Source organism: Synechococcus sp. BIOS-E4-1 (genome assembly GCF_014279995.1).
Taxonomy (GTDB): Bacteria; Cyanobacteriota; Cyanobacteriia; order PCC-6307; family Cyanobiaceae; genus Synechococcus_C.
Genome location: NZ_CP047935.1, coordinates 103,896 through 129,353, shown reverse-complemented (window position 1 = coordinate 129,353; position 25,458 = coordinate 103,896). Strand labels below are relative to the sequence as shown.

General features: G+C 55.0%; 21 protein-coding genes and 1 pseudogene. 13 read left to right on the top strand and 9 right to left on the bottom strand.

Going from position 1 to position 25,458, the window contains the following annotated elements; all coding sequences use genetic code 11:
• The first annotated feature begins 7 nt into the window (after nt 1–7).
• Entirely contained in the window at nt 8–3,301 is a 3,294-nt protein-coding gene (locus tag SynBIOSE41_RS00595; protein ID WP_186539237.1) for an efflux RND transporter permease subunit, read from the top strand.
• Complete coding sequence (locus tag SynBIOSE41_RS00590) at nt 3,264–4,271, top strand: alpha/beta fold hydrolase (RefSeq protein WP_186539236.1); 1,008 nt, start codon at nt 3,264–3,266, stop codon at nt 4,269–4,271. Before SynBIOSE41_RS00595 ends, SynBIOSE41_RS00590 begins: the two co-directional genes overlap by 38 nt.
• Here SynBIOSE41_RS00590 and SynBIOSE41_RS00585 read toward each other — a convergent pair.
• From SynBIOSE41_RS00585 to mgtE, 3 genes are read right to left on the bottom strand one after another with little or no spacing between them, the layout of a single operon-like run.
• The gene (locus SynBIOSE41_RS00585) at nt 4,216–5,937 is read right to left on the bottom strand and encodes a methyltransferase domain-containing protein (RefSeq protein ID WP_186539235.1); all 1,722 of its coding nucleotides are present in this window, start codon (nt 5,935–5,937) and stop codon (nt 4,216–4,218) included. The two genes, SynBIOSE41_RS00590 and SynBIOSE41_RS00585, sit on opposite strands and share 56 nt — an antisense overlap.
• A 52-nt stretch (nt 5,938–5,989) precedes the next feature.
• On the bottom strand, nt 5,990–7,048 hold the full coding sequence (locus SynBIOSE41_RS00580; protein WP_255475882.1) for an RpoD/SigA family RNA polymerase sigma factor: 1,059 nt from the start codon (nt 7,046–7,048) through the stop codon (nt 5,990–5,992).
• Nucleotides 7,049–7,100: 52 nt separating this feature from the next.
• Nucleotides 7,101–8,570, bottom strand: coding sequence for a magnesium transporter (gene mgtE / locus SynBIOSE41_RS00575; protein WP_186540624.1), 1,470 nt, complete (start codon nt 8,568–8,570; stop codon nt 7,101–7,103).
• Nucleotides 8,571–8,644: 74 nt separating this feature from the next.
• On the opposite strand from mgtE, the gene SynBIOSE41_RS00570 reads away from it, so the two are divergent.
• Entirely contained in the window at nt 8,645–9,124 is a 480-nt protein-coding gene (locus SynBIOSE41_RS00570; protein WP_186539234.1) for a glutathione peroxidase, read from the top strand.
• Here the strand turns inward: SynBIOSE41_RS00570 and SynBIOSE41_RS00565 are convergent.
• From SynBIOSE41_RS00565 to gyrB, 4 genes are read right to left on the bottom strand one after another with little or no spacing between them, the layout of a single operon-like run.
• Entirely contained in the window at nt 9,099–9,503 is a 405-nt protein-coding gene (locus SynBIOSE41_RS00565) for a CrcB family protein (RefSeq protein WP_114990274.1), read from the bottom strand. The genes SynBIOSE41_RS00570 and SynBIOSE41_RS00565 overlap by 26 nt on opposite strands.
• A complete protein-coding gene (locus SynBIOSE41_RS00560; protein ID WP_186539233.1) occupies nt 9,496–9,867 on the bottom strand; it encodes a CrcB family protein in 372 nt (123 codons plus the stop codon). Before SynBIOSE41_RS00560 ends, SynBIOSE41_RS00565 begins: the two co-directional genes overlap by 8 nt.
• A gap of 22 nt (nt 9,868–9,889) precedes the next feature.
• Complete coding sequence (locus SynBIOSE41_RS00555; RefSeq protein WP_186539232.1) at nt 9,890–10,228, bottom strand: SH3 domain-containing protein; 339 nt, start codon at nt 10,226–10,228, stop codon at nt 9,890–9,892.
• Nucleotides 10,228–12,195 carry a DNA topoisomerase (ATP-hydrolyzing) subunit B gene (gyrB, locus tag SynBIOSE41_RS00550; protein ID WP_186539231.1) on the bottom strand — a complete coding sequence of 656 codons (1,968 nt, stop codon included), beginning with the start codon at nt 12,193–12,195 and terminating at the stop codon, nt 10,228–10,230. The genes SynBIOSE41_RS00555 and gyrB overlap by 1 nt, the downstream gene beginning before the upstream one ends.
• 117 nt (nt 12,196–12,312) lie before the next feature.
• Between gyrB and miaA the strand changes: the two genes are divergently transcribed.
• The 9 genes and pseudogenes from miaA (at nt 12,313) to SynBIOSE41_RS00505 (ending at nt 21,417) form a co-directional block, all read left to right on the top strand.
• On the top strand, nt 12,313–13,245 hold the full coding sequence (miaA, locus tag SynBIOSE41_RS00545; protein WP_255476078.1) for a tRNA (adenosine(37)-N6)-dimethylallyltransferase MiaA: 933 nt from the start codon (nt 12,313–12,315) through the stop codon (nt 13,243–13,245).
• A 53-nt stretch (nt 13,246–13,298) separates the two neighbouring features.
• Nucleotides 13,299–13,961: a translation initiation factor IF-3 gene (infC, locus tag SynBIOSE41_RS00540; protein ID WP_066911332.1), complete on the top strand. Its 663-nt coding sequence runs from the start codon at nt 13,299–13,301 to the stop codon at nt 13,959–13,961.
• 438 nt (nt 13,962–14,399) lie between these two features.
• Nucleotides 14,400–15,389: a GntR family transcriptional regulator gene (locus tag SynBIOSE41_RS00535; protein ID WP_186540623.1), complete on the top strand. Its 990-nt coding sequence runs from the start codon at nt 14,400–14,402 to the stop codon at nt 15,387–15,389.
• 63 nt (nt 15,390–15,452) lie between these two features.
• Nucleotides 15,453–16,208 (top strand): annotated as a pseudogene (cysE, locus tag SynBIOSE41_RS00530) (serine O-acetyltransferase); the annotation flags it as partial.
• Entirely contained in the window at nt 16,205–17,050 is an 846-nt protein-coding gene (locus SynBIOSE41_RS00525; RefSeq protein ID WP_186539228.1) for an ABC transporter permease, read from the top strand. The pseudogene cysE and the gene SynBIOSE41_RS00525, both read left to right, overlap by 4 nt.
• The gene (locus SynBIOSE41_RS00520) at nt 16,992–18,347 is read left to right on the top strand and encodes an ABC transporter ATP-binding protein (RefSeq protein ID WP_222930561.1); all 1,356 of its coding nucleotides are present in this window, start codon (nt 16,992–16,994) and stop codon (nt 18,345–18,347) included. The genes SynBIOSE41_RS00525 and SynBIOSE41_RS00520 overlap by 59 nt, the downstream gene beginning before the upstream one ends.
• Nucleotides 18,347–19,537, top strand: coding sequence for a rhamnan synthesis F family protein (locus SynBIOSE41_RS00515; protein WP_186539226.1), 1,191 nt, complete (start codon nt 18,347–18,349; stop codon nt 19,535–19,537). Before SynBIOSE41_RS00520 ends, SynBIOSE41_RS00515 begins: the two co-directional genes overlap by 1 nt.
• 327 nt (nt 19,538–19,864) lie before the next feature.
• Nucleotides 19,865–20,020 (top strand): hypothetical protein, encoded by a 156-nt coding sequence (locus SynBIOSE41_RS00510; RefSeq protein WP_186539225.1) that lies wholly within the window; start codon nt 19,865–19,867, stop codon nt 20,018–20,020.
• A 218-nt stretch (nt 20,021–20,238) separates the two neighbouring features.
• Complete coding sequence (locus SynBIOSE41_RS00505; protein ID WP_186539224.1) at nt 20,239–21,417, top strand: calcium-binding protein; 1,179 nt, start codon at nt 20,239–20,241, stop codon at nt 21,415–21,417.
• 1,042 nt (nt 21,418–22,459) lie between these two features.
• Here the strand turns inward: SynBIOSE41_RS00505 and SynBIOSE41_RS00500 are convergent.
• Complete coding sequence (locus SynBIOSE41_RS00500; protein ID WP_186539223.1) at nt 22,460–23,374, bottom strand: hypothetical protein; 915 nt, start codon at nt 23,372–23,374, stop codon at nt 22,460–22,462.
• 68 nt (nt 23,375–23,442) lie between these two features.
• Between SynBIOSE41_RS00500 and SynBIOSE41_RS00495 the strand changes: the two genes are divergently transcribed.
• Nucleotides 23,443–24,678, top strand: a complete 1,236-nt coding sequence (locus SynBIOSE41_RS00495; RefSeq protein ID WP_370594162.1) for a glycosyltransferase family 4 protein — start codon at nt 23,443–23,445, stop codon at nt 24,676–24,678.
• A gap of 123 nt (nt 24,679–24,801) precedes the next feature.
• On the opposite strand, the gene SynBIOSE41_RS00490 is transcribed toward SynBIOSE41_RS00495, so the two are convergent.
• Nucleotides 24,802–25,452, bottom strand: a complete 651-nt coding sequence (locus SynBIOSE41_RS00490; RefSeq protein WP_186539221.1) for a class I SAM-dependent methyltransferase — start codon at nt 25,450–25,452, stop codon at nt 24,802–24,804.
• Nucleotides 25,453–25,458: the final 6 nt, after the last annotated feature.

The following is a 25,458-nucleotide window of genomic DNA, read 5'->3' as shown; positions in this document are numbered from 1 at the left end:
ACCAGCGATGTCCTTCTCAGACAAGTTCATTAAACGGCCGGTTCTGACAACGGTCTGCAGCATTCTGATCGTGCTGGTGGGTGTGATCAGCATCCCTACGCTTCCGATCGCCAGCCTGCCGAACATTGCCAACCCAGTGATCCAGGTCAGCTCTGGATACAGCGGTGCCAATGCGGAGGTGACCGAGCAGGCAGTCACCAATCCACTGGAGCAACAAATCAACGGCACGCCCGGGGTCAGTTACATCACCTCCAACAGCGACATGGAGGGAAACAGCTCGATCAGTGTCTATTTCGATGAAACAACAGATATCGATATCGACCAAGTCAATGTTCAGAACAGGGTGAGCCTGGCGCTGCCCCAGCTACCGAAACAGGTGTCTGACACAGGTGTCTCTGTGAAGCAGAGCACCCCCTCCATTCTTTTGGCTTACCAGGTGGGTTCGACCGAAGGCCAGTTCGATATCAGTTATCTCAATGGCCTGATCTACGAGCAGCTTTATTACCCCCTTTCCAGAGTCGAAGGCGTGGCGACGGTGACCGTCTACGGCGGAGCCACTCCTGCCTTCTGGCTGTTTGTGGATCCAGACAAATTGACCGCCAACGGGCTGACTTCCGAGGATGTGATTTCGGCGGTGAAGGCACAAAACAGTGTGGCGATCGGCGGACTCATCGGAGGACCGCCAGCCTCCGGCGATCAGACATTCACCTATCCAATCCTGGTTGAGGACAACGGCAATCTGATCACGATTGAACAGTTCGAGAATCTGATCATTAGCCGTACAGAAACCGGAAATCTTCTCAAGCTCCGTGATGTCGGAGAGGTGCGCTACGGGACCAACACTTACACCATTCAGGCCACCGACAAAAAAAGCCAACCAGCTCTCACCGTGGCCGTGTTTCAGACGCCAACCAGCAATGCCCTGGACGTCTCCAAGGCTGTCGTTGAACAGATGAACAAATTCGCTGCAACTGTTCCTCCGGGCGTGAGGGTCGATCAGATCTACGACATCGGCCAGTTCATTGAAGCCTCCGTTGAAGGTGTGATCGATGCGCTTGGCCTGGCCATCATCCTGGTGCTGGTGATTCTGTTTCTTTTCCTTCAAAACTGGAGGGCAACCATCGTTCCCAGCCTCGCCATCCCGATTTCACTGGTGGGCGCTTTTGGCTTTCTGAAGGCCTTCGGCTTTTCAATCAATCAGTTGACTCTGCTCGGCCTAGTGCTTGCCACCGGTTTGGTCGTGGACGACGCCATCGTTGTCATCGAAGCGGTCTCAAGCAACATCGAAAAGGGAATGCGGCCCCGACAGGCAGCGATGGAGTGCATGGGGGAGCTGTTTGGTGCATTGGTGGCAACAGCCCTGGTGTTGATGGCCGTGTTCGTTCCCGTGGCCTTCTATCCAGGCAGTATCGGCATCATCTATAAACAATTTGCTTTAACAATCGCTTTCTCGATCGGAATCTCTGCGTTCAATGCCCTCACCTTTTCACCCATGCTTTCGGGTCTGATCCTTCCAAAAGAGCAGCCGAGACAACCGAAGGGCTGGGGCTGGATCGTCGCCGGAGTGATCGTCGGGCTGGCCTTCGGCAAATTCAGTGCCAATTCCTTCGGGAGCTGGACTTATGTCGCCGGAGTACTGATTGGTGGCTTCGCCGGCGCCAATCTATCCCGGATTTTCGAAAGCTTCAATGCCGGATTTGGTCGACTTCAAAAGGCTTACGCCAATCTTCTTCAACAGTTGATCAAAGCCAGAAAACTTGTGATGACAGTTCTGGTGGCCGGCATGGTGCTGACTCTGCTGGCCTTCAACGCCATCCCGGGTGCATTCATTCCTGAAGAAGACCAGGGGTATGGGATGGGTATTTTCCAGTTGCAGAACGGTGCATCCCTGGTCGAGACCCAAAAGGTCGGCATTCAGATTGCTGAAATTCTCCGAAAAGAAGATGACATTGAAAACGCATCAGTGATCAACGGGGCTGGCTTCAACGGTTCAAGTCCCGATCAAGGTCTGTTTTTCTATGGTTTCAAACCTATCTCGGAGCGAAGAAACTCCAAGGACAGTGCCGACGCGATTATTGAACGTCTGAATGCGCAGTTGATCGAACTGAGCAGCGGTCTTGCCATTGCCATCGCGCCACCGGCAGTTCCTGGATTTTCTCCATCGGGTGGTTTCTATTTCCAGTTCAACGATCTCAGCAATGGCACCTTCGGTTTCAACGAGTTCTCCGAGATGGCAGGAAAGCTGATCAAGACAGCCAATGCCAGCGGTGATTTCTCCAGCGTTTTCACCCAGTTCAATCCCAGTTCTCCCGCCGTCGGTCTGTCGATTGACCGCGATGTGATGGGTGCACTCAACGTCGACTACCAGGAGGCAATGAACACCATCGCAATTGTGACTGGTGGCAACTACTCAGGAATCACCTACGAAAGCGGACAAGTCCGCAACATCTATGTGCAGGGAACTCCTGATCAGCGTAAGAACTTCGACGACATTCTTGATATCTACGTTCACGACAGAGAAGGAAACCTGGTGCAGGTCTCCCAGTTCGCCAGCATCGATCTCAGCAGCGCCCCACCTGTGATCAATCACTACAACCTATACCGATCGATTCTGATTCAGGGTTCTGAGGCCGCCGGCAAGAGCAGCGGTCAGGCGCTTGACACCATGCAGCAGATCTTCAAGCAGGAAAATTTCACCAACATCGGTTCTGCTTTTACTGGTCTCGCAGCACTTCAACTCTCCTCCGGAAACGCCAGCCTGGTGGTCTTTGGACTCGGCCTGCTGTTCGTTTACCTCGTGCTTTCAGCCCAGTACGAAAGCTACGTGACCCCAGTGATCATCCTGGCGACGGTTCCTCTGGCGATGCTCGGAGCGCTGGCTTTCCTGAGTATGCGCTCGATTGATCTCAATATTTACGCGCAGGTTGGGCTTGTGACCCTGATCGGCCTGGCCGCCAAAAACGGAATTTTGATCGTTGAGGTCGCCGAACAGCGACTTCAACAGGGCAAGTCTGCTGTTGAAGCGGTCATCGAATCTGCTGAATCGCGTCTTCGTCCGATCCTGATGACAGCGATCGCGGCCCTCGCCGGTTTTCTTCCACTGGTGGTGGCCAATGGAGCCGGCTCTCACAGTCAGCAGTCGCTTGGAACTGTGATTTTCGGTGGCCTATTGGTTGCCACAGTGCTGTCTCTGGGTGTGGTGCCACCCTTTTATGTTGTGATCAAAGGTCTGGAGGCACGGTTGTTCAAGCAAAAGCAGCAGGATGGCAGCGACGACGCATCAATCGCTGGTGCCAGCTGAATCAATCTGGACCTGGAAACAAGCCGACGGCAGCAGCCTTGAGGTGGCCTGGCAGTGCTATGCAGACACTTCAGAGCACAAGCAGAACAGCACTGTTCCCTCTGTCGTCCTGGTGCACGGCTTCGGCGCCAGCAGCAATCACTGGCGTCACAATCTGCCTGTGCTGGGGCAACAAACCCCTTCCTATGCCCTTGACCTGATTGGCTTTGGCGGCAGCAGCCAGCCTCAGGCACTGCTGGCAGGCGAACAACCTGCTCTAGACCAAGCAGATCACAGTCAAGCCCTCGTTTATAGCTTCGATCTCTGGGGCAAGCAGGTTGCCGACTTCTGCAAGGCAGTGGTGCAAGGTCCGGTGCTTTTGGTCGGCAACTCGATTGGCGGAGTCGTGTGCTTACGCGCCGCGCAACTGCTTGAAGAGCAATGCAAAGGAGTGGTGCTGATCGACTGCGCTCAACGGCTGATGGACGACAAGCAACTGGCAAACCAACCAGCCTGGATGGCCTGGATCAGGCCGCTCTTGAAGACACTGGTCAGCCAACGCTGGCTGAGCACAGCCTTATTCCGCAATGCTGCACGCCCAAGAGTGATCAGAAGTGTTTTGAAACAGGCTTACCCCAGTGGCGACAACGTGGACGATCAGCTCGTTGAGCTTCTGTACCAGCCAACGCAACGCTCTGGAGCAGCGGAAGCTTTCCGAGGTTTCATCAATCTGTTTGATGACTACTTAGCACCCGAGCTCATGACAAACCTACCTATTCCTGTGCATCTGATCTGGGGAGAAAAAGATCCCTGGGAACCACTCGCAGAGGCTGAACGCTGGACTAAAACATTTAGTTGCGTTCAATCATTAAAGATCATCGACGGGGCAGGTCATTGTCCTCACGATGAAGCACCAGATCGAGTGAATACTGCCCTCAAGAAGATATTGAGGCCTTCAATTGAGGAACTCTCGCGAGCAACTCTTGATTGAGCTGCTGCTGCCGATCGGCAAGCTGGCGGTACCAGGCTTCACGTTCAGCCACTTGATAGGCAAACATCCGTTCTTCTGCAACCCACCTACGACCATTGAAACCCATTTTTTTGACGAGATCAGGATTTCGTCTCCAAGCTGAAAGATGCGCAACCATTTGACTAGGTGAATCAAACAATTCACCTGTAATACCAGGCCGCACGGAAGATTGATAGACGACAGGGCTTGCCAAGACCGCCAGGCCATTTGCAGCTGCTTCTAAGGCTTTGAGATCAGATTTAAACTGATTAAAACGATTATCGAGCAAGGGTAAAAAAACAAAATCACAGCGCGACATCTCTTCTATATAGGTGGAATGAGGGCAAATAGGAACAAAAGACTTTCGAGAATTGGGCAATTCAAGCGAATCATAGAATTTCCTGTCGTGAACAACAGAAACGCTCCAAAAATCATGATCTGAACTCAAAACTTTATTCAAATCTTCGATGAGCGGCTCCCAATCATTTTCACGATTAAGGGCTCCAAAAAACATTCTCAGACCCGAACCAGCCCTCTTCACGCCAGGCGACGCCAAAGGCGCCAAACGTTCAATCATATTGGGGAAAACAGCCACATTGGGATTCCATTTTTTTATCATTTCAGCAAGTTCAGGCTTGGAGACCTGAACAGCATGCACCATTTGGAAACTAACATAGTTATCTTGAGCAAGAACTGGCCAATGATCTGGATCATCATCCCAATCAATGACCAAGATATAATCACTTTTGAGTAATTTTTGTATATTGTCAAAATCAAACTGCCGCAAACGAAAAATTGGTCGTTGCCAGATCAGAATACGTTTCACATGTCCAGCATTTGAAGGCAACTGCATTTGATTCATATGAACTGTTGCCTGCACACCGGGACAGCTGCAAAGAGAACGCAGAGGCTGAGCCAGGCGAACTTCCGCCATTGATGTGGGCTGAAGAGTACTGAAGCCCTCTACAAACAGCGGAATTTTTGGCAAGCGGCCTGCGGTAACCACATATTGCAACGGGGCCATGCCCGCATGGACGACTTGGGGTTCTAACTCAAGATTGTTCAAAGCAGGTAAAAGCTTTGAAACAAATTCTTTGGATTGATCGAGATCAAAAATTCTGGGGTAAAGCTCATAAATGGAAAGATTTAGCGATCGAAACCGTTCCAGAATTGTATTGCGCGTGAACCAACTCAAGTGAGTTCTGCCGAACAGACCTTGATCACTCAAGGGCCGGTTACCATTCAATAAATCCGCCAGAACACTCCAATGCTGAACATTGGGAACACAAGCGAGAATTGTTCCTTCATCAGCAAGAAGGTCCAGATGACTTTCAAGAACAGACCATGGTTCTTTTAAATGCTCGAGCACATTATTATAAATAATGCAGTCATATTTTTTATCATTAATCAATGGAATACTTAGATTTAAATCTTCAATATCCCCACAAATTACTTGATCTAAGCTCTGGCTTGCTACTTGAACGTTTTCCGGAGCAAATTCAACTCCAACATATAATGAAGTTGGCTTGAACGATTTAAAAGCCAACCCGAGCGATCCGTCACCACAACCAATGTCCAGAATCCTTAAACCCGTTCGAGGAATTCTGCTCAACAAGTCTTGATTGACATTGCTGCGATGGCTTGGCATTGGGATAAACGGCTTTTACAAGCCGACCCAGAATCGCACTAACCGGAATTTTTTAACAGGCAACGTATGCCTCAACCTGATCGCTGAGTCGACGCAAACCCGCCAGACCATCCCGCTCCAGATTGCGGACCCGATCGCGGCTAATTCCGATTACCCGACCGATGCCGGTGAGGCTCATCGGATCCTCGCCGTCCATCCCGTAGCGCATCCGCAACACACGCTCCTGCAGTTCCGGCAGCTGGCCCAGCAGATCGCCCAGATCTCCCTTCAGGCACTCGCCTTCCACCTGCTCACTCGGCAGTTCGCCATCACCCGCCAACAAGTCCAGCAGTTCGGTGTCATCGCCATCGCCCACCTTCATCTCCAGGCTCACAGGCTGACGCGCACGGCACATCAAATCCTTCACCTCCTCCTCAGGCAGCTCCACAAATCCAGCCAGTTCCGTCACCGATGGCGTCCGGCCAAGCTCCTGACTCAATTCACGCTGACCTTTCTTCAGCTTGTTCAGCATCTCCGTGATGTGGATCGGCAAACGGATCGTCCGGCTCTTCTCCGCAATCGCACGCGTGATCCCCTGACGGATCCACCAGTACGCATAGGTGCTGAACTTGTAGCCACGGGTCGGGTCGAACTTCTCCACACCACGCACCAGGCCGATCGTTCCCTCCTGGATCAGATCCAGCAGTTCCATATTCCGCTTGGTGTACTTCTTGGCCACACTCACCACCAGTCGCAGATTCGCCGCCACCATCCGTTCCTTGGCGCGGCGACCAGCCTGAAGCTTGCGCTTCAGTTGCGCTGCACTCAGTCCTGCTGCCTTGGCCAGCTCCGCCGCCGGCACAGTCTCTCCGCCGCGTTGATCGCTCAGCTCCGCTTCCTGGGCTTCCAGATCCATCAATTCCTGCACCTGACGCCCCAGCGTGATCTCCTGCTGATGGCTCAGCAGCGGCACACGTCCGATGTCCCGCAAGTAGGAACGCACCAGGTCAACGTCGGCACCTGCTGAACGAACAGCTACAGGCTTACCGACAGAAGCCTTGGAGGGTGCTGCTTTTGAAGGAACAGCTTTGAGAGGAGTCGCTACGGGCGCAGCGGCGATAGCAGGTGCCATGACGCTTCATTGAGTTGTGTAAAGCGTACTCCTAAGAAACGTAAACGTCCTCTCAGAAATGGGCTGCAACGAGTAATTGGGTAGAAATACCTGTGGTTGTGAGCAGCTGGGGCATGTTGAGCAAGAGCCACGCAGCGGTTTTTAGATAAATCAGAGTGCCCACTACATCAGTGCAGGTGGTGATGAACGGCGTGGACATGAGCGCCGGATCCCAGCCCAGACGGTTGAACAGCAGAGGGAACGCAGCACCGGCCGTTGCAGCCAAGGTTGTGATGGCCAACAGACTTGTCCCCACCGACAACCCCACCAGCGGGCTTTGACCACGCCACCAAGCAAAAGGAACCACCAACAGCATCATCAACAGTCCCAGCAAAAGCCCTGCGGTCGCTTCGCGCGCAACAGCCCTGAACTGGCCAAGGGAGGTGATGCTCTGCGTGCTCAAGCCCCGGATGACCACGGTGGAACTCTGGGCACCGACATTGCCGCCGGTTCCTGCCAACAGCGGAATGAACGCCGCAAGAAGCACGACCTGCTTGAGCACCTCTTCATTGAGAGCAATCACCTCTGAAGTGACAAAGCTGGCCACAACCAACACCGACAGCCAAACAACCCGGCGTCGAGCGACGGTGAACAGATTGCTCTGGAAATAATCGTCCTCATCACCGGCCTCCACTGCACCTGCGGCGTAAAGATCGCGGGTGGCCTCCTGCTCGATCACATCGATCACGTCATCCACGGTGACGATGCCCACCAGACGGCGCTCCCGGTCCACGACCGGCACAGCCAGAAAGTCGTAACGCTGAATAGCACGGGCAACTTCCTCCTGATCGGTATCGGTGTTCACGCTCACGACATCCCTGGTCATGACATCGCCAATCCGGTCCTCGGGGTCTGCTGTGACGAGGTCCCGCAGCGACAGGATCCCAGTGAGATGGCGCTGCCCATCCGTGACATAAAGGCTGTAGATCGTTTCCGTCTCGCGGGCGCGGCGTCTCACGATCGTGAGTGCCTGGGCCGCGCTTTGAAACTCCTTTAAATCGATGTATTCGGTTGTCATCAGACGACCAGCCGTTTCGCTGGCGTAACCCAGCAGCTGAGCAGTCACACGGCGCTCCACCGGACTGAGCTCCGTCAACAGTCGACGCACCACCTTGGCAGGCAGTTCATCAAACAGCCGTACCCGATCATCGGGAGACATCTCCTCCACCAGCTCCAGCACCTCACCGGAACGCAAGCGCTCCAGCAAGCTCTGCTGGATGGGCGGCTCTAGATACTCATAAACCTCGATCGCCTCATCTTTGCCGAGCAAACGAAACGCCAGGGCCTGCATCGTGCGGGGCAGGCTGCCAATCGCCTCAGCCACATCCACGGGCTGGACTGGTGCCAGAAGAATCTTGACTCCGTCGTAATTGCCCACACTCAGCATTGACTCCAACTGGCGAGCGACCACTTCCACGACCTTCTGATGGGAAGGAACATCGCTCAAAGCGAGGCTTTCACTGGAATCCGGTGCCTGATCCATGCCCCGTGCCCAGCGCACTCAAGTGTATGCCGATGCAAGCCAGTTATCGTCTGCGCCAATCCTCATCCAAAGCCATGGCTCCCAGCATCAGCAGCGTTTCCGTGCGCACCCCAGACGGCAGCGAAAAATCACTTGGCGCCTACGCGGGCAAGGTGCTGCTGATCGTGAACGTGGCCAGCCGCTGCGGCTTCACCAAGCAATATGCCGGTCTCCAGGCCCTGCAAGACAAGTACGGCACAGAGGGCCTTTGCGTTCTGGGATTTCCCTGCAACGACTTCGGAGCCCAGGAGCCCGGCAGCCTGGATGAAATCAAGAGCTTCTGCTCAACCACCTACGGCGCCAGCTTCGAATTGTTCGACAAGGTGCATGCCACAGGCAGCACCACGGAGCCTTACACCACACTCAATCAGTCAGAACCTGCGGGAGATGTGGCCTGGAATTTCGAAAAATTCCTTGTCGGCAAGGACGGTACCGTTCTCAATCGATACAAGAGCGGCATTGCTCCAGAAGATGCTGAACTCAGTAGCGCTATCGAGGCGGCGCTGAAGGCTTGATCGCCAGCGCATAGACCCTGCGGCCGATCCACAAACCAAGGGCTGCGCCACCAAGGCCCAGCCCCAGGGTCATGCCAATCAGCCCAAAGGCCGCAAGCGTCTGACCCGAATAAATCAGATCCACGCTGCTCACCATCCAGCTGCTGAAGGTGGTCAACGAACCGCAGAAACCAATCCCAACCAGCAGCTGAACCCTGGGCCGATACGGCAAGCCCAGCAACAGGCCCAAGATCAGAGAACCGACCACGTTGACCAGCACATCTCGGTCTTGCAAAAGCACTTCAAACTGCCAGCGCAGCAACGCCCCTGGGACTGCACCGACCGCAACCAACATCAGCTCCTGCAGCTCCGTACGCAGAGAAGGTGACTGTTCAGGCATCGACGAGTCCCAAACTGAAACCTGCAGCAGCCACTAACAGACCAGCAATCACCGAGCCAGCGGTGAGCAGCACAGCTTCGCCCCAGCGATGTTCACGCAAGGTGGCAAGAACCTCCACCGCAAAAGTGGAAAAGGTGCTCAAACTGCCAAAAAAACCCGTTCCAACCAGCAAGATCAGCGCAGTGGAACCTGCGGAACTGTCGCAACGACCCGCACGCTCTAAACCGAGCACTAGACCCAGGGCGAACGCAGCCACGAGATTTACCACAAAAGTTCCCCAGTGTTTGCGCGGAACCAACGGTTCAAAGTGGTTGACCACCCTCAGGCGCAACCAGGCTCCAGGAATGGCACCCAGCCCAACCATCAGGGCCTGATAAGAACTGAAGTCAGTGATGAATCCAACCTCGCTGCTGCTCTAGAGAATCACTGGGCACAGGTCCAGAGGTGACCTTCACCTGGATCCAATCACTGCCATCCTCACTGCGCCAACGACGCAACAATTGCAACGGGGTCCCGATCTCAAGTCGCCGCAAAGCAGGAGCTGCTACCAGCGGACTGGAATGGAGCACACAATCACTGCCACTGAGCAGAGGGCCACTGCCCTGCTGGCGTCGAACCTGGGGTAAGCGTCGCTCCGCTCCACCTGCCGGCAAAGCGACAGGACCAAACAACGAAACGACAAGCAACCAGCTCCAACGCAGCACCACCGTTGTGGAGTGATTCATCAGATGTCGAGTGCTGACATATCGAGCTCAGCACTGTGGGTTTCGATGAATTCACGCCTGGGCGCCACTTTGTCGCCCATCAAAATTGTGAAGATGCGATCTGCTTCCAAGGCATCTTGAACTTCCACGCGCTTCATCGTGCGCGTAGAAGGATCCATCGTGGTTTCCCAAAGCTGCTGAGGCATCATTTCGCCAAGACCCTTAAATCGTTGGATGTTGTAATTGGCTTTTTCGCCAAAACCATCCAACGTTTTTTGCAATTGCTGCTCGTTGTAGCAATAAGAATGTTTTTTGCCGCGCTCAACTTTGTACAAGGGAGGGCAGGCAATATAAATATATCCACCTTCCACTAACTCCTTCTGGTATCGATAGAAGAAAGTCAAGATCAGGGTGCGGATATGGGCGCCGTCAACATCAGCGTCTGTCATGATCACAACCCGGTGATAACGCAGATTTTTGGCATCAAAATCTTCACCTTTAATGCCCAGACCCAGGGCAGTAATCAAGGCCTGAATTTCAGTGTTTTTATAAATCTTGGCGTCATCAGTCTTCTCGATATTGAGGATCTTGCCTCTCAAGGGCAGGATTGCCTGGAAACGACGATCACGACCCTGCTTGGCGGAACCACCAGCAGAATCTCCCTCAACGATATAGATCTCGGATTCAGCAGGATCGCGGGAACTGCAGTCGGCAAGCTTGCCAGGCAAGGTTGAACTTTCTAAGACGCTTTTACGCCGCACCAGTTCGCGAGCGCGTCGAGCAGCTTCCGCTGCATTGAAGGCCTGGATCGCCTTCTCGAGGATCATATCGATCACCCCCGGATTGAATTCCAGGTACTGACTCAGTGCCTCACCGACGAGATTGTCAACAATGCCGCGAACTTCCGTATTGCCCAGCTTGGTTTTGGTCTGTCCTTCAAATTCAGGCTCGGGCACCTTGACCGACAACACTGCTGTTAAACCCTCACGAATATTCTCGCCGGCAAGATTGCTATCTGCCTCTTTACGTTTACCTCGCTTACGCGCAAACGTATTAAGTGTTCGAGTCAGAACAGTCTTCAGACCTTCGATGTGGGTGCCACCATCCACAGTACGGATATTGTTGGCGAATCCAAGAATGCTGTCGGAATAAGCGTCAACGCACCACTGCAATGCTGCTTCAATCGAAACACCATCCTTTTCGGCATTCACATAAATAATTTCGGGATGCAATGCATCTTTTTCAGCATTCATATAAGCAACGTATTCTTTGATGCCGCCCTCATAGAAATAAATTTCTTCGTGAGGTTGGCCTTCGGCATCGCGAGCAGACTCTCGCTCATCGCGGAAGACAATTTTCACTCCTCCGTTGAGATAGGCGAGTTCACGCAGACGAGCCGAGAGTGTTGCGTAATCGAACTCGATACCACCAGTGAAAATTTCAATGTCGGGCTTGAAGCGCACACTGGTACCGGTCAGTCCCTTCTCAGAGGCGGGCTGATCTTCAGACTCAAGACTGCCGATGGGAGCGCCACGCTCAAAGCGCTGACGATGCACACTGCCCTGACGGCGAACAGTGACCTCCAGCCATTCGCTCAGGGCGTTGACCACCGACACGCCAACACCATGCAAACCTCCTGAAACCTTGTATCCACCTGTTCCGAACTTTCCGCCAGCATGCAACACCGTGAGAACTGTTTCTAAAGCGCTCTTGCCGGTGCGGGGGTGAACATCTGTGGGAATACCTCGTCCGTTGTCAGTGGTAGATACTGAGCCATCTTCGTTTATTACAACCAGAATTTCATTGCAATGGCCTGCCAAAGCCTCGTCAACTGAATTGTCAACCACCTCATAAACCAGGTGATGAAGGCCCCTGGTCCCCGTTGAGCCGACGAACATGCCCGGGCGCTTGCGAACGGGTTCAAGACCTTCCAGCACCTGAATCTGTTCAGCGCCATAGGCGTTCTCTACCTTCTCGGCTTCGCTCATGCGATCTGGGTCGGCCAGGCTTCTTGTCAGGCTGAATCTACCACCGGCATGCCAGAGGCGCTTGCAGAGGCCTCTGAGACGTCATTTTTTCAGGGGGTCCACCCCCTATTCCGCTTCATGTCTGAACACAGCCCACCGGCAGCGCCAGGATCAGCGCAGCTTCCACCACTGGTGGTGGTGCTGCTGGGACCCACCGCCAGTGGCAAAACGGCTCTGGCCCTCGAGCTGGCGGAACGCTTTGAGCTGGAGATTGTGAATGTTGATTCACGGCAGCTCTACAAAGACATGACGGTGGGCACGGCCAAGCCGACCACAGAGCAGAGAGCACGGGTACCCCATCACCTGCTGGACCTGCGCCGACCTGATCAGCCAATCACCCTGCGCGAGTTTCAGGACGAGGCCCTGACAGCGGTGAACCGCAACCTGGAACAACGGGCTGCGGCTTTGCTGGTGGGTGGAAGCGGCCTTTATCTCAAAGCACTCACCGCTGGGCTGAAGCCACCCTCGGTTTCACCTCAGCCGGCACTGCGTCAGCAACTTGCTCAGCTAGGCCAGGAAACCTGTCATCAACTGATGATGGACGCAGACCCTGAGGCAGGTCGCCGAATCGCCGCGGCGGATGCAGTCCGCACCCAACGCGCCCTGGAGGTGCTGTATGCCACGGGCAGGACGATGAGCTCGCAGACCAGTGCCAGCCCACCTCCCTGGCGTGTGCTCGAACTCGGCCTCAATCCAGCCAATCTGCGCCAGCGCATCAGCCAGCGCACCGAACAGCTCTACGCACTGGGGTTGATTGAAGAAACCCAGCAACTGAAAGAGCGCTACGGAGCTGACCTGCCGTTGCTGCAAACCATCGGCTATGGCGAAGCACTGCAGGTGCTGGAAGGGCAGCTCGATCGAACTGGCGCCATCGCACAAACCACCAAGCGCACGCAACAGTTCGCCAAGCGCCAGCGCACCTGGTTCAGACGTCAACACCAGCCTCACTGGCTCAGTGATACCGATCCGTTCAAGGAAGCCAGTCAGCTGATCGAAGCCGGTCTAGGGTGAGCATTGAAACCCCGCCGGGCCCATTTGTTCTCCGGCAGCCTCTTCATCACTGAATGCCACCACGTCCCCGTTTTGACCGCCGTGCTCCTGTCAGGGAGCTCCCCAACATCAACGATCGCATCAACTACCCACAGCTGCGTGTGGTGGATGCAGACGGCACTCAACTTGGAGTGATTGATCGGGAAGAAGCTCTATCAGTGGCCAAAGAACGGGAACTGGATCTTGTTCTGGTCAGCGAAAAAGCTGATCCGCCGGTTTGCCGGATCATGGATTACGGCAAGTACAAATTCGAACAGGAGAAAAAGGCCAAGGAAGCCAAGAAAAAATCGCATCAGACCGAAGTTAAAGAAGTCAAGATGCGATACAAAATCGATCAGCACGATTACGACGTGCGGATCGGCCAGGCTCAGCGTTTTCTCAAGGCCGGCGACAAGGTGAAATGCACTGTGATCTTTCGCGGCCGCGAGATCCAACACACCGCCCTTGCTGAGGTTCTGCTCAGGCGGATGGCCAAGGATCTTGAGGAGCCAGCCGAGATCCAGCAGCCTCCCAAACGCGAGGGTCGCAACATGATCATGTTCCTCACGCCGCGCAAGACGCCTCTAGCCAAGCAAGACGAAAAGGAAGAAGCGGCTAACAAAGCGGTACGCACGATCACTGCACCGCCGCGCACGGCGGCAGCGCGGCAGATCAGCAAACCAGGAACGAACGGTTGAACCAGCGACAAGCTCCGAGAGCTTGCACTAACGCTTACAGCTGAAATTGTGTCTGGAACCAGGGCGTCTGAGCCGTGGCATTCCTCCATGAGCGCAGTTCACTCTGTCTTGACAGGCTGTCTTGATCCCCAGCCGGAGAGTTGGCGGCAACCGATCCAAACAACTGTCCAGCAAACCCTTTCAAAACTCCAATCAGCTGGCTGGAGGTCAGCTCAAACTGGGTTGAGAGACCCTCAGCGAACGAGCAAGAAGCTTGAGTGAGCTCTTGAAAGGGACTGAAGCCCACACCTCTGAGACGCAAGAAGCTTGTGTGAAAGGCACTCACAAGCAGACATTGATCAGCGAAACAGAACTGGCATAGGGACACCAACCACACCAGCAATTGTCACCGAGCCAATCAGTCTTTAAGGTGGCCGCATCTTGATCTGGCCCACCGGCGTGCGATTCCACATCCAACAGGAAAGCGACATACCGGCTTCAACCCAGCTTTACAACCAAATCTGTTTCGCAATCGCAGCACGGCACTACCCGCCGGGTCACCGACTGCCCAGCACACGGCAGCTGGCCATGCAGACGGGATTGCACCGCAACACCATCAGCAAGGTGTATCGCCAACTGGAGACCGATGGCGTGGTGGAAGCCATGGCCGGCTCCGGCATATACGTGCGTGATCAGCAAAAGCCAAGAGAACTGCGCACACCCACCAACATGCGCAACCGCGGGGTCACCGATGTGGACCGAGAAGTGCGCAAGTGTGTGGATGGCCTGTTGAATGCGGGCTGCACCCTGCAGCAGACCAGGGATCTGCTGACCCGGGAGATTGACTGGCGCCTGCGTTGCGGCGCCAGGGTTCTCGTCAGCACCCCGCGGGAAGACATCGGTGCTTCGATGCTCATCGCTGAAGAACTCGAACCCTGCCTCGATGTACCGGTGGAAGTGGTGCCGATGGAAGAACTGGAAAGCGTTCTGGAAAGCGCCAGCAACGGCACCGTTGTGACCAGCCGCTATTTCCTTCAACCAGTGGAGGAACTGGCGAAGCGGCATGGGGTGCGTGCCGTGGCCGTGGACCTCAATGACTTCCGAGAGGAGCTGGCCATGCTCAAGGAGCTGCGACAGGGAAGCTGCGTGGGGCTCGTGAGCATCAGCCCCGGCATCCTGCGGGCTGCGGAAGTGATCCTTCACAGCATGCGCGGCAACGAGCTGCTGCTGATGACGGCCACTCCTGATGTAGGCAGCCGACTGCTGGCCCTGCTCCGAGCCTCCAGCCATGTGCTCTGCGATCGCCCCAGCATGCCTCTGGTTGAGCAGAGCCTGCGCCAGAACCGATCCCAGCTGATGCGCATGCCTCAGTTGCATTGCGCAGAGAGCTATCTCAGTGGAGACACGATCGAACTGCTGCGCAAGGAAATCGGCCTGCAACTCAACTAGCCAGCCCAACCGGTGCCGGCGACGGGTGATGATGCCTGAACCAGGCAAGCGTGCGGTCCGGACCGAGTCATGTTCAAGTCGATCCGAGCCGACCTGGCCCTCATCCGTGAACGCGACCCTGCAGCCCGCGGCGCCCTCGAGATCCTGCTCTGCTATCCAGGGTTTCAGGCCCTGACCCTGCACCGCCTCAGCCACCGCATGTGGCACTCACGCTTGCCGCTCAAGCTTGCGTCCAGATTGCTCAGCCAACTGGGCAGAGGCCTGACAGGAATCGAGATCCATCCAGGAGCCCAGATCGGCAGCGGAGTGTTCATCGACCACGGGATGGGGGTGGTGATCGGTGAAACAGCGGAAGTGGGAAACCGCTGCCTGCTCTACCAGGGAGTCACCCTTGGAGGCACCGGAAAAGCAAGCGGCAAACGTCATCCCACACTGTGCAGCAATGTGGTGATTGGCGCGGGCGCCAAAGTGCTTGGTGCCATCACGGTGGGCAGCAATACAAGGGTCGGAGCTGGCTCTGTGGTGGTGCGTGATGTGGAAGCGAACTGCACGGTGGTCGGCATCCCCGGACGCGTGATTCATCAAAGCGGCGTGCGCATCAATCCTTTGGCCCACTCAGCACTGCCAGACGCCGAGGCCAACGTGATCCGCAATCTGATGGAACGGATCGATCAACTGGAAAACCAGGTGAGCACGCTCCAGGCATGCCTGAAAGCCATCTCAACGGGTCGGCCGATCAGTGAGGTGCAACCTGGAGAATCCCAGAATCTCAAGGACCGAGAGATCCTTGAATTTCTTGGTGATCGTGAGGACACATGAGCCAAGCAGAACACATCCGGTCCAAGTCACGGCATCCACGCGGCCTGAGTTTTGCCAGGAGTCTTCTGCATCATCGAGAATTATGGCTGCGCCTAAGTGAGCGCGAAATCGCTGGCCGTTATCGCGGTTCAATTCTCGGCTGGGGATGGAGTCTGTTGACTCCATTGATGATGTTGGCGGTGTACACCTTTGTGTTCTCCACCGTGTTCAAAGCACGCTGGGGCGATCTGGAACAAGCAGGATCATTCGGGTTTGCCATCAATTTGTTTGCCGGGCTGATCACATTCAGCCTCTTTGCCGAATGCGCCACACAGGCACCAACACTGATTCTCAAGAATGTGAATTACGTCACCAAAGTGATTTTTCCCTTGGAATCACTGGGTGCCGTATCAGTCGCCGCCGCTCTCTTTCACGCGTTTACCAGCACCCTGGTACTCATTATTTTCGAGCTCATCGCTGTTCGAGAGGTGCCGCTCACCATCGTGCTGCTTCCGATTGTCTGGTTGCCCTTTGTGCTTGGTTGTTTGTCGATGAGCTGGTTGTTATCAGCACTAGGAGTTTTTCTGCGCGACCTGGAGCAACTGATGGGTGTCGCCGTCAGCATGCTGATGTTTCTCAGCGCTGTGTTTTACCCGCTGTCAGCCCTGCCTCCCAGATTGCAAACATTGATGGGACTGAACCCACTCGTTGTGGTGATCGAACAAAGCAGGCGCGTTTTGGTGCAGGGAGACATGCCGAGCCTGAGTTATGTCTTGTTTGGCTCAGTGCTGATGCTGGGGGTCTGTGAATTCAGCTACAGATTCTTCTGCAAAGCTCGCCGGGGGTTTGCCGATGTGCTCTGATCTGGCCCTTGAAGTGGAAGAGCTCGGCAAGCTCTATCCCATCTATGAGCATCCTCGCGATCGACTGCTGCAAGCGATCTGGGGAAAGCGAAAACAGCTGTATCGTCCATTTTGGGCCTTGGAGCACGTGAGTTTTCAGCTCAAACGCGGGCAAACTCTCGGTGTTGTTGGGCGCAATGGATCTGGCAAAAGCACATTGCTCCAGTTGATCTGTGGCACGCTCACGCCAACAACGGGCAGGGTGTGGGTTGAAGGCCGCATCGGAGCTCTGCTTGAGCTGGGTAGTGGCTTCAATCCAGAATTCACGGGCCTGGAGAATGTTTACCTCAACGGCACCCTGTTAGGGCTCACAAAAAGCGAGATCAATGCACGGCTGGACACGATTCTTGAGTTTGCGGGGATCGGTGATTTCATCCATCAACCTGTGAAGACCTATTCCAGTGGCATGGCTGTGCGCCTGGCTTTTTCAGTTCAAGCGCATGTTCAGCCTGATCTTCTGGTGGTGGATGAAGCCCTGGCAGTTGGCGATGAGATGTTCCAGAAGAAGTGCTACACCCACCTGGAGCAACTCAAGGCCAACGGCACATCGATCCTGCTCGTCACCCACAGCTGTCCGCAGATCCTTCAACACTGCGACCAGGCACTGCTGCTCAGCGGCGGAGAACTCAAGCTGATGGGGTCGCCCAAACTGATCACCAGCACCTACCAACGGCTCAACAACGCACCAGCTGATGAGTGGAGCTCCCTACTGGCCCAGGCCGCGGATCGACTCGATGAAGGCAACAGCCCTGGGCCTAAAACAGAGTCGCCTGATCTCAGCAACGCGGAGCATGACGCCAACCTGGTGCCCAGCTCGAGCGTGAGCTACGACGCCCGCGGCATTCGCATCGAAGCTGTGGAAGTGCTCAATCAAGATGGGAATGCGGCCAATCTGATCCCCGTTGGAGAAAGGTTCAGCCTGCGCTTCTCCTACCGAGCCGACGAACCCCAAAAAGATCTTCGTCTTGCCTGCAACATTGCCAACCAGACAGGCATTCGCATCACCGGTCAGCAGCACCAGGGGCCGACCTGCGCCGCAGGCGACACCTTCAGCATGACGTTTCACTTCAACGGCGGCCTGCTGCCGGGTTTGTACTTCATCGGAGGCGGGATCTGGCCCAGCGATCGCCCCGGCGACTTCCTGCATCGCGTCGTCGATGCCTGTGCACTGCGCATCACCACTGAGCAACCAGTGAAAGGCTTTGGCCTCTGCGATCTCAGCGCCGGAGCTCCAACACTGCAGCAGGCATCGCTCTAATGCTCAGCTCAATTGCCTGCGGAGATCTCGAACTGAACATCATGCATCCCAATGGGATGCCCACCCTCGTGCCATCACCAGGACTCGAGCAGCGCTTGGATTGGAGACTGCAACAGCAATCAGAACCAACGCACAAAGGGAGAAACAGTGAGCCTGAAACAGACAAAAGCCCCCTGCCACCTTTGGCAGTGCATCTGCATGTGCACTACCTCGAAACCCTGCCAACGCTGCTTGGCGCCCTGAGCGCTTGTCAGTCGGGACTTGAAGACCTGCGGCTCTGGATCAGCACGGACAGTTCAGCCAAAGCTGACTCCATCACTGCAACACTTCGGCAAAGCCCAATCGCTGAACAAGCCAGATCCACTGACGTGAGGGTTTGCCCCAATCGCGGCCGCAACCTCGGGCCACTGTTGCAACATCTCTGGCCCGAGCTGAGGCAGGAAGCACTCGTGCTGCATCTGCACGGGAAACGCTCGCTTGAAACCGACTTCGGAGAAGCCTGGCTTGCACAACTGCTGAAGCGACTGCTTCCTGACGCAAACACCGTGCTGGCTCTTCGCCAACAGTTCCACAACGTTCCAAAGATGGGTGTGGTCATGCCGCAACCCCCTGAGCTGATCCGCCCTTACCTGAACTGGGGGAACAATTTCGAGTTGGCACATCAACTGCTGAAGCCGCTCGATCAACGCCTTCATCGCGATGCTGTTTTGATGTTTCCAGCAGGTGGAATGTTCTGGGCGCGCCCCGCAGCCCTAGCCCCCTTAACTCAGTGCTTTCAGTCACTACAAGAACTCCCTCCGGAACCACTGCCGATCGACGGCAGCAGCTTGCATGCCATGGAACGGGTGGTGGCCCATGCCTGCGAAGCCTCAGGCCATTACTGGCAACTGTTTTGCGAGAACCCAGGCACTGGCTCAACAACAGGCCCAGCAGCCATCAGCGTGCTGAAGCCTCAGACTGAAACATTCGAACAGGCAACTGCTCTGCTTGCGGCACGGTTGCGTCAGCAAGACGAACAACTGCAATGCGCCCAGGTGAATCTCGATCGCTACATCCAACAACTTGAATCTGCGGAGGCGACCAATCAGCAGCTGATCACAACCACTGAAGAGCTGAACAAGCTGATGGCCAGCTCCCCCATATGGAAACTGCGGCGGTTGTTGAAGCGGCTGCTGCGAGCTGAAGCATGAACATCGACGAGATCATGGTGTGATGGTTGGCTGTTGGGCATCGTCTCGACCACAGGTAATAAGCCTCATACGTAAATTCGGTTAGGTGATCGTTCTGCCAATCACCACAGAGATCGATCCACACGCGATTGAGGCCAGAGCATTGGTGTTCGATCTGACCCTGCTCAGGTCTGCCTTGAGATCCTCAAGCACGTCATTAATTCTGTACGGCAACTGGTCGCCCACCGACGGGAAAACTGACTAGTAACTGGATGTGTCTGACAAACGACGCGGCCGCCATACCCAAGCGCAGACCATTTTGACCACAACAACTCAGGGCTCATCCAGGTGGCCAGTGAGCAGTTCAAGCTCAATAACAGTCAGCAGCTGCCTCTACAAGCGGGCTACAGCGTGAACGCCAACGTCAATCTGGGCAAAGTGACCTCAAAGCAGACCCTGTTGGGCAAATTTGAAGACGAGCTCAATTCTCAACGCCGGAGATAACAAGTTTGCAACTGCTGACATGCACACGGCCCGCATGAGTGTTAAATTGAGTAGTGACATCCCTTGCAGCGCAGGCAGCCTGAAAGCACGTGCCACTGCCGAGACTGGCCACGTCTTGCTCAATCTGCAGACCATCCGGATATTATTTTCGGGATGGAGTTGACAGTTCTCGACGAGTTCTTAGACTTCCTACGACTCTTCTCTTTTCTTGAGGAACCTTGGCTTCTTTCACAACTCTTCCCGGCCCCGGCGGCTCAGACTCGGTCGGCGCAACCTATGTGGGTTCTGACGCGATCGATAACATCGTTTTCGAGGGAAATGCTTCTGACTTTTTCCTTGGCGCCGAAAAGGCCAATGACTTCATCGCGTTTAACAACGTAAATGCCCTGACAACTGGCACCTTCTCTAACGGCTCTATGAGAGGCGGAGATGGCAACGATACATTTGCCATCTTAAACAACCAGGTAAACCATGTTGGCGTCTATTATTCCGGGAATAAGGGCGACGACATTTTTGCAAGCCAAGCTGCGGGCATTGCCGCAGCAAATTCCACAGTGCATGGTGGTCAAGGTGATGACACCCTCAATATTGGCAACTCAACTGGAACTCTCTTCAACGGCAACAAAGGTGACGACAACATAGATGTTATTGGAGCTGCTGCTGGGGGAACCATTGGCGGCGGTCAAGGTGATGACACCCTTCGTTTCGTTGGTGGAACTTCAGCTTCCAATTCTTGGCTGTTAGGCACAGGCGATGACTCTCTAGTCGAAGGAGCAGCAAACCGCTTCCTCGGGGGAAATACTATCGAAGGTGGTGATGGCAATGACACCATCACAATGAATGTAGGTACTACTTCCAGTGCCACTATCAATGGTGGAGATGGTGTTGACGCACTCACCGGTGCCGCTGCTGCTGACAACATCAACGGCGGAGAAGGTAGTGATGTCATCACAGGTCGTGCTAACGCTGACGTTCTGACTGGTGGAGGTGGAGTTGACACCTTCAACTACGCCACTGTTGGCCAGAGTATTAACGGTGCTTCAGCTAATACCAACAGCTCCGTTGATGTTCTTGCAGACTTCTTCTCGGCAACCGACAGGATTGCAACGAGTGCTGCAGGATTGACTATGGCGCGGGCCATTAACAATACTGCTAATGCGACCGATCTTGCTGGTTTTGCAAACTTCGCTGCTGCTTACGACAGAGCTGCGAACCTCAACAACGTAAATGATTCTGCCAGCCTCCTAGCAGTTGGTTCTGGTACCTCCTGGACAGGTTACTTGTTTGGTTCTCGGGCTGCTGGTGCGGCTGATTTCATTGTCCAAATTGGGACAACAGGTTCGTTCGCCACAGCACAGGCGGCTGCAACTTCAGTTACAGCAGCTGATTTCGTCTGATTATCCGATCATTATCGATAACATCAAGACTCCGCGAATGCGGGGTCTTTTTTTTGTAATTGAAAAGCTGCTATATCCATAGATTCAGAACCTCGCTGCCTATTATAACCATGCGTAGATTTAGCGTTTCTAATTGCAGCCTAAAGCTGAACTGAAGTCTTCAAAGACGGTCAAATCTATAAATTTCGGGCAGCGATCGTTCAGCAAAGAGAGATTGTGCGCTCCAACAACAATCTAACAAAAGCGAACGAACATTGAATTCACACTAAACAAAACACTGGCGCTACGTAACCTGCTCTAAAATCAACCATTGAAGTTATCGACAAGATCACACAAATGACATCAAAAAACAATGATGGCATTAATCATGTCAGTCTTCAGTCTGAGCTTTGATGCACGCAGGAGAAGTCGATAAAGCAAATCACCCAAAAATGCAATGACAAAAATCATTCATCAGCATGCATCCAATCGCCGACAAAGAAATCCGAAGGTGATAGGATGGAAAAAATAGTTACGAAGAAGCATGAGCCAAAAATAGCTTTAACTACCAACAAACAACAGACCATTTTCTTCAATATATGCACTACAAATAAATAAGCCACTCTTAATGAGTTCAGAATATCTTTTGTCTTTTGGCCATAAAGAGAAATTTCTTGAGAACAAAAATAAGCCAATTACATCTTAGCTCGTTTCTGTAATTACATGATAGCAACTTCTTAAAGCAAGCATCTCTAGACTTTGAGGAGATCAACAAGTAAAACCTAATACGCATAAGCCATACCGTTTTCTACAGATTGCGAGGAATTATGATTCAAAAGTTCTATTTTTTACAGTTGTATAGCCATGCGAATAGACATCACTTGAACCGAGCTTCTATTTCTACTTTTGGTAAGCATGCGTCGATAAAAAACCATTTGCAAAGCCTGACGCCTTAGCCGTTTGTAAAATCTAACTTTGATAACTATGTAATCTAAGCCACGAGAGGCTACATATTTGAGATCGGTTTGCTCGATTAGGGGTTAACCCATCCTAAGCGCGCAGGTTACGGCCCCAATGGGCGCTCCCGCTGGGGCAGCTCAACTAGTAGCGGCAGGAACGATGGATTGCCGTGCTCGAGAGTCAGAAACTCCCGGCAGGCCCAACTTGTTTTGAGCACCGGGAAACGACCCAGCAGCGTGCCTGTTGCCGCGGTCTCCAGTGGGCCTACAAAATCTGGCGGCGGCCAGGCGGCGCTGCGCAGCTGCTCCAACTGAGGGGCACTTACGCAGAAGCTGCCAGAATGGGGATTCGAGGCCTCCACAAAGCTGAGATCCTGGCCATCCCAGAAGCGACCGCTGGCCACCACTGTTTCATCACTAGCCCACACCGGCTGCATCTCTCCCTCTTTCTTGATTGGCCCATCCACATACAGATGCTGCGGTGCATGGGCCACCGCGAGCTCGTGGCGATGGGGCATCAGCACGCAACGGTGCTCCGTGCGCTTGTGGAACCAGGCCAGCTTGTCGGCATACTGCCGATCTTGAATCACCAGATCATCTTCCAGATACAGCGAAAGATCAGCAGGGGCTGGCATGTCGAGCAGCTGGCGAACCGCCGCCAGGGGCAGCTGACGCGGATCCTCCAGATCCAGATGGTGCAGCTGCAGCCGGGGCGCATACAGCTCCACCACCTCCTGCAGCCAGTGTTCCCCGCACACGAACAGATGCACCTCAACCTGCAGCTCTGCCAGACCGGCCAGGCACGAGGTCGGCGTGAGCTCCATCTGCTCTTCGGCAATGTTGAGAATCCAGTCACGCGGAGCGCGGTTCAGCGCCAGAACGCTTCCCAGACAGCGAGCCAGCGCCAGGCAACGCGGCAGGCGATTGCCGCTGCGCCCGGAGCCATAGCCGCCGCTACCCTCGCTGGCCCCCTCCCGGAAGAAGTGGGGGATCACCACCCGCAGGCGCAGAGCTGACACGATCAAGCCTTAAAGCTGCGGCATCATAATGAGCCACGCCAGAAGCGCTTGCCATGAAGCTGCTGTTCGTGCACCAGGGCTTCCCGGGCCAATACATTCATATTCTGCGGGCACTGGAAGCCCTGGGGGGCCATCAGCTCGTGGGGCTGGGGATCGAGGAGAGCGAAGAGGTGCTGCCCAGCGGCATGCATTACTTCCGCTACCGCCTGGCGCGCGGCAATCAGCCCGGAATCCATCCCTGGGTGCAGGACATCGAAAGCAAGGTGCTGCGTGCCGAAGCCTGCGCTCGCGCCGCCAGCCAGCTCAAACAGAAAGGCTTCACGCCGGATCTGATCTGCGGCCACCCCGGCTGGGGTGAACTGCTCTTCCTGCGCGATGTATGGCCCCAGGTGCCACTGCTCACCTACCAGGAATTCTTTTACAACACGCGCGGCTTCGATTACGACTTCGATCCCGAACTGCAGGGCGAACCCGACTGGGCCGGCTGCGCGCGGCTGCGGATGAAAACCACCAATCAGCTGGTCAATCTGGAAGCCAGCAGCTGGTGCGTGACACCAACACAGTTTCAGCGCAGCAGTTATCCGGCCGCCTGGCACGATCGCATCAGCGTGATTCACGACGGGATCGATACCGACAAGGCCTGTCCCAGCAAGGATCCCAAGGCTGTGACCCTCGCCGACGGCACCGTGCTCAGCCCGGGCCAGAAGATCGTGACCTTCGTGAATCGCAGGTTGGAGCCCTATCGCGGCTGCCACACGATGATCCGCGCGATTCCGCATCTGCAGCAGCTCATTCCGGACGCACAACTGCTGATCGTGGGTGAAACCAGTGGTGTGAGCTACGGCGCCGCTTGCCCCGATGGCGAATGGAAGGATAAGTTCCTGGCGGAAATCGAAGGCCAGTACGACCCGAGCTGCGTGCATTTCGCCGGCAAGGTGCCTTATGAGCAGTTCATCCCGATCCTGCAGCTCTCCCAGGCGCATGTGTATCTCACCTATCCCTTTGTGCTGAGTTGGAGCCTGCTGGAAGCGATGAGCTGCGGCTGTGCCGTGGTGGGCTCGGCCACTGCGCCGGTGCAGGAGGTGATCCGTGATCGCCACAACGGCTTGCTGGTGGATTTTTTTGCACCGCAACAGCTGGCGCAAGCGATTGCCGAACTGCTCAGCGAGCGCAAACTGGCCCAGGAGCTGGGCGAGGCGGCACGGGCCACCATGCTGCAGCACTTCCGGCTGGCCAACTGCGTGCAGCGCCAGCTGGCTTTGATGGAACTGGTGGCCAGCGGTTCGATCGGCGCCTTGAACTGAACTGGTTGGTCTGGACAGGCTCCATCCATTTCAGGTGCCAGCGTTTAAGGCCACACAGTCCTCTCGAAAGCAAAACTGCCCAATCTCAGATCAGGCTCGATGAATGGCTGCGGCTGAGGGCTTTCAACAATCCGGGTGGCGGTAGACCACCATCACCTGGTCGCGCGGATGGCCCCAGTCACCGATGTAGTCCATCTGATAGCCCTGATCCGCGCCAAACGCCTCAATCTGCTCGCGCGTATAGGCGAAATAACCGTGGTCGTGGGGATCACTTGGATTATCCCTCTCCTGCTCCACCTCGAAGAATGTGGCAAAAAAGCGACCATCCGGCTTCAGCCACGGCCGCAGCTTCTCGAGACAATGGCCGATCAGCGGCGGCGGCAGATGGGTAAACAAGGATTGGGCGATCGCCGCATCAACCGGCGTTGCAAACTGCTCAAAAGCAAAATCGGCGGAACACAACAACTTCGGGCGCTGGCTCGCCAGCAACGTCTCCCCCAGCTCCTGGTGAGCACCCGCATCAAGCAGCTGCTGCTCTTTGTCCATCCCCAGGTAATGGCCCGGTTGCAGGTAGGGGATCACCTTGACCCCCAATCTCAGGGATCCACAGGCGATATCGAGCAGCACCTGCTCCGGCCGCAACCCCTGCTGCTTGAGAAAGCTGAACTGGAGCTCACCAATCTCATCCCACAGACCACCCACATAATCTCGATGGCCGATCTGGGTAATGCCTTCAGGCCCCTGGGCCTTGTCCGAGGAAGTCGCGTCAGCCATCCGGTT